Consider the following 9,335-nt stretch of genomic DNA (forward strand, 5'->3'; position numbering starts at 1 on the left):
CGCCTTGAGGTTCTGACAACTTTAATCGAAGCCTATGAAGAACAACATCATCCGATTGATTTACCATCACCCTATGAAGCGATTTTATACCATCTGGAAAGTCGCCAGCAACCTGTTTTAAGGTTTATTGAGGGGTTGAAGCGGCGCGGGGTAAGTGAGCAGGTGATTCAAGATGCTTTAAATGAATTGATAATTGATAATTGAGGGAAAAGATGAGCCGTCAAGAATTAGCTGGGAATAACAATCAAGTGCCGCCGGGTGAGGGAATGGGTTATAAAAAAAGTGCGATCGGTTTAATTCCTGAAGATTGGGAGGTTACAATTATTGATGAAGTAACTTCTGAAGTTGGTGATGGTCTTCATGCAACACCTCTATACTCAGATCAAGGCAACTATTACTTTATTAATGGAAATAATCTAGTTGATAGTAAAATTTATGTTGACACAATTACACAAAAATGTGATCAATCCGAAGCTAAAAAATATCAACAAAGATTAAATCAAAGAACAATTTTATTGTCAATAAATGGAACTATTGGAAACCTAGCATTTTATCAAGGAGAACCAGTAATTTTAGGAAAAAGTGTAGCTTATTTGAATCCAACAAAAAATATTTCAAAAAATTACTTATATTATCAATTGCAAACTCAAACCATCAAAAACTTTTTTAGAAATGGATTAACTGGAACAACTATTTTTAATTTAGGATTAGGAACAATAAGAAAAACACCTATTGCAATTCCACCCCTTCCTGAACAAAAAGCGATCGCCTCTGTCCTCTCAGACGTTGACGAACTCATCAGCAGCCTAGATAAGCTAATCGCCAAAAAGCGCCACATCAAAACCGCCACTATGCAGCAACTCCTCACGGGTAAGACTCGCTTACCGGGGTTTGGTGAGGGTAAGGGTTATAAAAAAAGTGCGAAGGGAATGGGTTATAAAAAAAGTGCGATCGGTTTAATTCCTGAAGATTGGGAGGTTACTCCTCTAGCAGAAATTACTAATTATATTAAAGGTTTTGCATTTAAGTCATCAGACTTTCAATCTTCTGGCGTGAGAGTTATTCGAGTGAGTGATACAAATTTTGAATTGATCAAAAGAGAAAGTGAAATATTTATCGATCCCCAAAGATTGGCGTTTTTTAAAAAGTGGCAGTTAAAAGAGTCTGATATAATAATATCAACTGTGGGGTCAAAGCCTCCTATGTATGATTCTATGGTGGGAAAATCCATCTTTGTTACTTCAAAAGATTCTGGATCGCTTCTCAATCAGAATGCAATAATTATTCGAGCTAAAAATTTTAGCAAAGAAACTCAATTATTTTTGCATAATAGTTTAAATCGGCATGAATATATAAATCATATCGAGAAAATATTTAGAGGGAATGCAAATCAAGCAAATATAACCGTTAAAGAATTGCTTGAATTTACAATTGCAATTCCACCCCTTCCAGAACAAAAAGCGATCGCCTCTGTGCTTTCGGACATGGACAAAGAAATTGCCGCCTTAGAAAAACGTCGCGCCAAAACCCAAGCCATAAAACAGGGAATGATGCAGGAACTCTTAACGGGGAGAACGCGGTTAATTAAGCCTTGATAGAGATAACACCAACAACCAGAAATCAGCAACCATATTGAGAGGTTGGAAATTGAAGCCCTTTAATAAACCCATCCCCCAAGAAAAACTAAATATTGTCAACAAAACCCGGTCGAACTTGTTTAGTTGGCGGGGTCAATTTTCCCCTCAACTTATCGAAATAATTTTAACACAATATTGCCCACCTGATGCCGTCATATTAGACCCCTTTGCAGGTAGCGGCACCGTTTTACTAGAAGCCGGAAATCTCCAACTTCCCGCCTATGGCTTTGATATTAACCCAGCCGCTTATATTCTCAGCCAAACCTATCAACTTATCAATAAACCCAGAAAACAGGAGTTAATTAAAATCCTGCGGGAATTAGTAGATCGAGAATTTCCTTATAGAATCTTTCAAAATGAGCCAGTGGAAAACCTAGCCGAAAAATTAACCCTAATTAGGAATCAGCTAGACCCAGAAGCCAGCCAAATATTTGAGGCTTTAGTGATTTTGCTCGATGTTGCCAACAATGCTGTTACCAACGAATTAATCCAGTCAAAACTTGCCGATTTAGTTAATCTTATCAAAAATCTGCCCTATTCCGACCACCCCATAAATATAGGTTTATCAGATGCCCGTTGTCTGCCATTACCCAACAACTCAATCGATTTTATCATCACCTCTCCCCCCTATATCAACGTATTTAACTATCATCAAAACTACCGCAAATCTGCCGAACTTCTAGGCTGGGATTTATTAACAATAGCACGGTCAGAAATAGGCTCAAATCGAGCCAACCGCAGCAACCGATTTTATACAGTAGTCCAATACTGTTTAGACATGGCTGAGACTCTCCGAGAACTTTCTAGGGTCAGCAAAAAAAACGCCCGCATTATCTTGGTTATCGGACATCAATCTAATGTTTTAGGTGTCCCTTTTTATAATGCCGATATTATCGAAAAGATGGGGATACAGGCTAACCTTTTCCACAAGCAATTGAGGCAAAAAAGAGAGTTTAAAAATAAATTTGGGCAAGTCATCCGAGAAGATATCATCAATTTTAGCAACCTGAAAAATCCAATTTCTCAAGCCAACCTTAACCAAATTGCGCGCCAAGTAGCCTTAGATATATTAAAAAGCGGTTTATCTTGGGTGTCTCCCGAAAATATAAACCACCTTAAAAAAGCCATTGATAGAGTGCCAGATATTGACAACACCCCCATCTTAGATAAAAGACTTTATATATAGCCACTGACTTAAATTAGTTCACCCTAATCAATACAAAATATATGCCTGATTTATCTCGACCTCATTACACAAAATTAACCGCTTGTCTCCATAACCCTCGCTTACCCGAACCTGACCGAGAAAAGCTAGAAGAAGCCATCAGAAAATATCATTTTTAAATTTTTAACCCTCAAAAATCTGTTGAACCGTTAACTCCAACTCAGGAAAAGCCACAGACTCCACCCTATCATTACCTCGAAATTGTCTAACTTCATACTCCCCATCAACCATTGTATAAACCGAAAGCGTCGGAGATTTAGGTTCACCAATAAAACGCCGCCCCCCTAACCCCAAATAATCGACAATCCAATATTCTGGGATTCCCATTAACTCATAATCTCCCGCCTTTCTCAGATAATCATTTTGCCAGTTATTGCTAACCACTTCCACCACTAACCGCACGGAACCCCCCAAGGTAATAATAGACTCTTTTTGCCAACGGGATTCCTTGCTTAACTCCCCCTTATCCAACACAATAATATCCGGCTGATAACCTGATTGAGTATTCCACGGTTTCAGCAAACAATCACCGGGGATAGAGTAAGGTAACTCGTAACGGTCAATTATAACTCCCAGTTTTAGGCGGATAAAGCCTATAATATTAGAGTGCGCTCCTGTTCCTAAAGGCATTTCGACAATCCTTCCGTTGTGTAGTTCATACTTACAGGTGGCATTTTCTGGATACCAGGCGACAAATTCATCAAAGGATATGGGTTTAGTAATGGTTTGAGTCATAATAAAGGGGAATGAGGAATCTGGAATTGGATGCTGATATTTGGTCGGTTGATTTAATTATAAATTATTAACTGTCAAATGTCAATGGTCAATTAATAATAATTCTCACTATTTTAACGATGTCTAGGACTATGGCTGCTTTGATATTAAATTTAGACCGAGTTTGCTTGAGTGATGAGCAGTTTTATCAATTATGTCAAAACAATGCTGATTTTAACTTTGAACGGACTGCTAAAGGAGAGTTAATTATTATGCCACCAGTGGGAGGGGATAGCGGCAATAGAGAAGCGGATTTAATTATTGATTTGGGAATCTGGAATCGACAAACTAACCTAGGTTATACGTTTAGTTCCTCCACTGTCTTTACATTGCCAAATGGTGCTAACCGTTCCCCCGATGCGGCATGGATTCGCCGGGAACGTTACGCGGCATTAACCCCCCAACAACGGCAGAAATTCCCTCCCATTTCCCCGGATTTTGTCATTGAGTTAAGGTCAGTAACCGATGATTTAAAAATGCTACATAATAAAATGCAAGAATATATGGAAGCCGGGGTAAAATTGGCATGGCTAATTAACCCCCAACAGCAACAGGTAGAAATTTATCGCTTGGGGAAACAGGTAGAAGTGCAGGATTTACCCATAGAATTATCGGGTGAGGAAATATTGCCGGGGTTTAGGTTGAGTTTATCCAGGTATTTGTAGAAGTCTTGATGTAGGAGTTCCCCGACAACCTAACTCCCCGGACTGTTGGCTAAGATTTATTAAATTTCTTGAATACTACCAGAGAAGCAAATCATGATTAAAGTTGGACAAGTTGAACGAGTCACCCAAAACCGCGTTATTAAACTATTTCAAAACCAACTGGGTTATACCTATCTGGGAAACTGGAAAGACCGAGAAAATAACGGCAATATAGAGGCTGAATATTTAACCCAATGGCTCACCCAGCAAGGCATTAAGGACACCCTCATCAATAAAACCCTGAGAGAATTGGATAAAGCCGCGAGCTTGGGAGAAACCCAAAACCTTTATGATGCTAATAAGGCTGTTTATCGCCTGCTGCGTTATGGGGTGAAGGTGAAAGGAGGGGCGGGTGAACAAACTCAAACGGTTTGGCTCATTGATTGGGAAAATCCCGACAATAATCGCTTTTATCTGGCGGAAGAAGTGACCATAAAAGGCAACCATAGGAAACGCCCGGATATTGTGGTCTATATTAATGGTATTGCTGTGGCGGTTCTGGAACTCAAACGTTCCACGGTTTCGGTGGCGGAAGGTATCCGCCAAAACCTGGATAATCAAAAAAAGGAATTTATCCGCCCCTTTTTTACGACGCTTCAGTTAGTGATGGCGGGAAACGATACCCAAGGACTCCGCTACGGCACTATCGAAACCTCGGAAAAGTATTATTTGGAATGGAAAGAAGCGGGAGTTAATGCCTTTGAGAGTCTCCTAGATTGGCATCTTAGCCTACTGTGTGAAAAAAGCCGCCTGCTGGAACTCATCCACGACTTTATTATCTTTGATGCGGGGATTAAAAAAACCTGCCGCCATAACCAATATTTTGGGATTAAAGTCGCCCAGGAATTTATCGATCGCCTTGAGGGTGGCATTATCTGGCACACTCAAGGGTCAGGAAAAAGCCTAACTATGGTGTGGCTGGCGAAATGGATTCGGGAACATCAAAGGCAGGCTAGGGTTTTAATTATAAGCGATCGCACCGAACTCGACCAACAGATTAGCAGCATCTTTAAAGGAGTCGATGAGGAGATTTACCGCACCGAAAGCAGCGCCGACCTGATGAATAAACTCAACCAAACCCAACCCTGGTTAATGTGTTCCCTCATTCACAAATTCGGTCACTCTTCCCAAGAGGCGACGGAGGAATTTATTAACAGCCTCCAGCAACTCCCCAGCAACTTCTCCCCCAAGGGTAACTTATTTGTGTTTGTGGATGAATGTCACCGCACCCAGTCCGGGAAACTCCACACCGCCATGAAGCAAATGCTCCCGAATGCCCTATTTATCGGGTTTACGGGGACTCCCCTATTGAAACAAGACAAACAGCGCAGCATCGAAGTATTTGGGGGGTATATCCACACTTACAAATTTAACGAAGCGGTGAGAGATGGGGTTATCCTCGATTTACGATATGAGGCGCGCGACATTGACCAAACCCTCACCAGTCCCCAGAAAATAGACCAGTGGTTTGAGGCGAAAACTCGCGGCTTGTCAGAATTTGCCAAAACCCAACTTAAAAAGAAATGGGGGACGATGCAAAAAGTCCTCTCTAGTAAGTCTCGCCTGGAACAAATTGTTAACGATATTCTCCTAGACATGGAAACCAAACCCCGACTAATGGACGGACGGGGTAACGCCATGCTGGTCTGTAGCAGCATTTATCAAGCCTGCAAAACCTACGAAATCCTCAGCCAAACGGACTTTAAGGGTAAATGTGCCATCATCACCAGTTATAAACCTTCCCCGGCGGATATTAAAGGGGAGGAAACGGGGGAGGGACTGACGGAAAAACTCCACCAGTATGGGATTTATCGGCGTATGTTGGCGGACTATTTTAACCAGCCGGAAGATGAAGCCATGTATCGGGTGGGGGAATTTGAGCAGGAGGTTAAACGGCGCTTTATTGATGAACCGGGACAAATGCGCCTGTTAATTGTGGTGGATAAGCTGTTAACCGGCTTTGATGCACCCCCGGCGACTTATCTCTATATTGACAAAACGATGCGAGATCATGGCTTATTTCAGGCTATTTGTCGGGTTAATCGCCTTGATGGAGAAGATAAGGAATATGGCTATATTGTGGATTATAAGGACCTGTTCCAGCAATTAGAGGGGGCGGTTACAGATTACACTAGCGGGGCTTTTGAGGACTACGAGGCGGCGGACGTGGCGGGGTTATTGAGCGATCGCCTTTCCAAGGGCCAAGAACGACTAGAAACCGCCCTAGAAGCCGTCCGCGCCCTCTGTGAACCCGTCCCCCGTCCCCGTCACACTTCCGACTATCTCCATTATTTCTGCGCCGCCGACACCACGGATAAAACCGCCCTCACCACCAACGAACCCCAACGGGTCGCCCTCTATCAAACCGTTAACGCCCTCATTCGTGCCTATAGTAACCTCGCCAACGAAATGGAAGCGGCGGGATACACCCCCCAGGAAGCAGCCAGCATTAAAGAGGAGGTTAGCCAATACAGCAAAATGCGGGACGAGGTGAAAATTGCCAGCGGCGACTATATCGACAGTAAAATCTATGAACCGGCTATGCGTCACCTGATGGATACCTATATCAGGGCTGAACCCAGTAACCTAGTGGCGGACTTTGAAGAGTTGGGACTGGTGCAGCTTATGGTAAATCAGGGCTTAAAGGCTTTAGATAGCCTCCCGGAAGGGTTGAAAGATGAGGAAATCATGGCGGAAACCATCGAGAATAACATCCGCAAAATTATCTTAGATCAGAGTCCGATTAACCCCAAATACTATGAGGAAATGTCCGAGTTATTGGATGCTTTGATTGCACAACGTCACCAGCAAGCTATCAGTTACCAAGAGTATTTGGAACAGGTGAAACAACTAGCCCGACAAGTGATAGACCCCACCGGGTCAGCCGTGAGGAATTATCCCCCTTCCTTAAATACCTCCGCCCTCCGTTCCCTCTACGATAACCTGGGCAAAAATGAGGCGATCGCCTTAGCTATTGATGGAGTTGTGAAAACCACCAAAAAAGACGGCTGGATTGGTAATCGTTTCAAAGAAAGAGAAGTTAAAAACGCCGTTGATTCTGTCCTGAGTAATGCTAAACTAGACCCAGACCTAGACCAACTGCTAGAGTTAATTAAACAGCAGCATGACTATCAGTAAATCTCCCACAGAATACCAGGTAACTATTGCCGAAATTCCCGTGCAAGTGATTCGGAAATCCATTAAAAATCTGCATATTGTCGTCTATCCCCCAGAGGGGCGGGTGCGGGTATCTGCCCCCGATCAAATGACTGATGAGAATATCCGACTGGCGATAATTTCTCGCCTATCTTGGATTAAGAAACAACGGGCTAAATTTGCCGCCCAACCCCGTCAATCGAAGCGGGAAATGGTATCAGGAGAAAGCCATTATATTTTTGGTAAACGCTACCGCTTAGAAGTCATAGAACGCCGGGGGAAACATGAAGTTAAAATCCTCAATGCTTCCCGATTGCAACTATTCGTTAATCCGGGAACTTCTCGGGACAATCGCGCCCTGGTTTTAGCCGAATGGTATCGCCAACAACTCCGGGATATTATACCACAATTGCTGAATAAATGGCAACCCATTATCGGGGAAAATGTCACCTATTGGGGCATTAAGAAAATGCGGACTAAATGGGGAAGTTGTAATATAACTAAGCGCGGGATTTGGTTAAATTTAGAACTGGCGAAAAAACCGATTGAGTGCTTGGAATATGTGGTAGTTCATGAGTTAGTGCATCTATTAGAACGTTATCACAATGACCGTTTTAGGGCTTATATGGATGAGTATCTCCCCCAATGGCGGCAACGTCGAGAACTCTTAAACCGGGAACCCTTAGAAGACTTCTAAATCCGCTGGAAATGGGGCATAATGACCATTAACCGTCAACTGAAAACTGTCATAGTTCCCATCTTGATTAAAATACCACATATAATCCGGGTCAAGACCGGGAGCATACCAGAGAATATCTGTGATTCCTGAACCATTAAAGTCTCCCGCTATGGGGATATAATAACCATCTATCATAAACAAACGACTCCCATAACTACCATCTGCATGAAAGTACCACATATAATCMGGGTCARGACCAGGAGCATACCAGAGAATATCTGTGATTCCTGAACCATTAAAGTCGCCCGCTATGGGAATATAATCACCGTTGAGAGGTAACAATGGGTGCATTAACTCCGGCGGCGGGGGTGCAGGTTCTTCTGGTGCACTCCCATCAACTATCATCCGAATAAAGGCATTTCCAGCCACATAAATAGACCCATCAAGGCCGGTGCTGAGGTCATTTACTCCGTCCCACTCATTGCTTGCTAACAGTCTTATCCATGTCAAAGCCCCATCAGTTTCGTATTTGGCGATAAAGCCATCGGAATAACCACGATTCATTTCCCCAGCCAGGTTGCCTTGAGTCCAACCCGCCATATAAATAGACCCATCAAGGCCGGTGGTCAGGGCATTGGCTTGGTCAGCATTAGGGCTTCCCAACTGCCTTGTCCATACCAGAGTCCCATCCTCGGGTTCGTATTTGCTGATTAAGGCATTCCCGCCACGATTAAAAATTTCCTCGTTGATGTCGCCCTCGGTTAGACCAGCGACATAAATAGACCCATCAAGGCCGGTGCTGAGGGCATTAGCTGCCCCCCAACCATTGCTTCCCAACAACCTTGTCCATACCAGAGTCCCATCGGGTTCGTATTTGGCAATAAAGCCATCAGCACCACTCTGATTAATTTCCCCATTCAGGTCGCCCCRAGTCYAACCCGCCATATAAATAGACCCATCAAGGCCGGTGGTGATGGCATTGCCWYCATCMGWATTAGTGCTTCCCAACTGCATTGTCCATACCAGAGTCCCATCGGGTTCGTATTTGGCAATAAAGCCATCAGCACCACTCTGATTAATTTCCCCATTCAGGTCGCCCCTAATCTCACCCGCCATATAAATAGACCCATCAAGGCCAGTGGTGAKGGCCTTGCCACCAT

The 9,335-nt window shown here is 43.3% G+C and carries 7 protein-coding genes and 1 pseudogene; 6 read left to right on the top strand and 2 right to left on the bottom strand.

The genetic code is table 11. The features are described from left to right. The 3 genes and pseudogenes from B9T16_RS22275 to B9T16_RS22285 all read left to right on the top strand — a co-directional run. Window positions 1–204, top strand: a 204-nt coding sequence (locus tag B9T16_RS22275; RefSeq protein ID WP_410245799.1) for a transcriptional regulator, incomplete at its 5' end; no start/stop codon positions are given. Between the two features lie 8 nt (window positions 205–212). Then, window positions 213–1,595, top strand: a complete 1,383-nt coding sequence (locus tag B9T16_RS22280) for a restriction endonuclease subunit S (RefSeq protein WP_410245800.1) — start codon at window positions 213–215, stop codon at window positions 1,593–1,595. A 28-nt stretch (window positions 1,596–1,623) separates the two neighbouring features. Then, window positions 1,624–2,823 (top strand): annotated as a pseudogene (locus tag B9T16_RS22285) (DNA methyltransferase); the annotation flags it as partial. A 162-nt stretch (window positions 2,824–2,985) separates the two neighbouring features. On the opposite strand, the gene B9T16_RS22290 reads toward B9T16_RS22285, so the two are convergent. Then, window positions 2,986–3,597, bottom strand: coding sequence for a Uma2 family endonuclease (locus tag B9T16_RS22290; RefSeq protein ID WP_006617237.1), 612 nt, complete (start codon window positions 3,595–3,597; stop codon window positions 2,986–2,988). A gap of 131 nt (window positions 3,598–3,728) precedes the next feature. On the opposite strand from B9T16_RS22290, the gene B9T16_RS22295 reads away from it, so the two are divergent. The 3 genes from B9T16_RS22295 (at window position 3,729) to B9T16_RS22305 (ending at window position 8,193) form a co-directional block, all read left to right on the top strand. Next, window positions 3,729–4,301 (top strand): Uma2 family endonuclease, encoded by a 573-nt coding sequence (locus B9T16_RS22295; protein ID WP_014274532.1) that lies wholly within the window; start codon window positions 3,729–3,731, stop codon window positions 4,299–4,301. A gap of 93 nt (window positions 4,302–4,394) precedes the next feature. Continuing rightward, on the top strand, window positions 4,395–7,478 hold the full coding sequence (locus B9T16_RS22300; RefSeq protein WP_410245801.1) for a type I restriction endonuclease subunit R: 3,084 nt from the start codon (window positions 4,395–4,397) through the stop codon (window positions 7,476–7,478). Next, window positions 7,465–8,193: a M48 family metallopeptidase gene (locus tag B9T16_RS22305; RefSeq protein WP_410245802.1), complete on the top strand. Its 729-nt coding sequence runs from the start codon at window positions 7,465–7,467 to the stop codon at window positions 8,191–8,193. Before B9T16_RS22300 ends, B9T16_RS22305 begins: the two co-directional genes overlap by 14 nt. Here the strand turns inward: B9T16_RS22305 and B9T16_RS22310 are convergent. Beyond that, a partial coding sequence (locus tag B9T16_RS22310) for an SBBP repeat-containing protein (RefSeq protein WP_410245803.1) occupies window positions 8,179–9,335 on the bottom strand: 1,157 nt, incomplete at its 5' end. The genes B9T16_RS22305 and B9T16_RS22310 overlap by 15 nt on opposite strands.

It is taken from the genome of Arthrospira sp. PCC 8006, assembly GCF_046480465.1.
Taxonomy (GTDB): Bacteria; Cyanobacteriota; Cyanobacteriia; order Cyanobacteriales; family Microcoleaceae; genus Limnospira; species Limnospira platensis.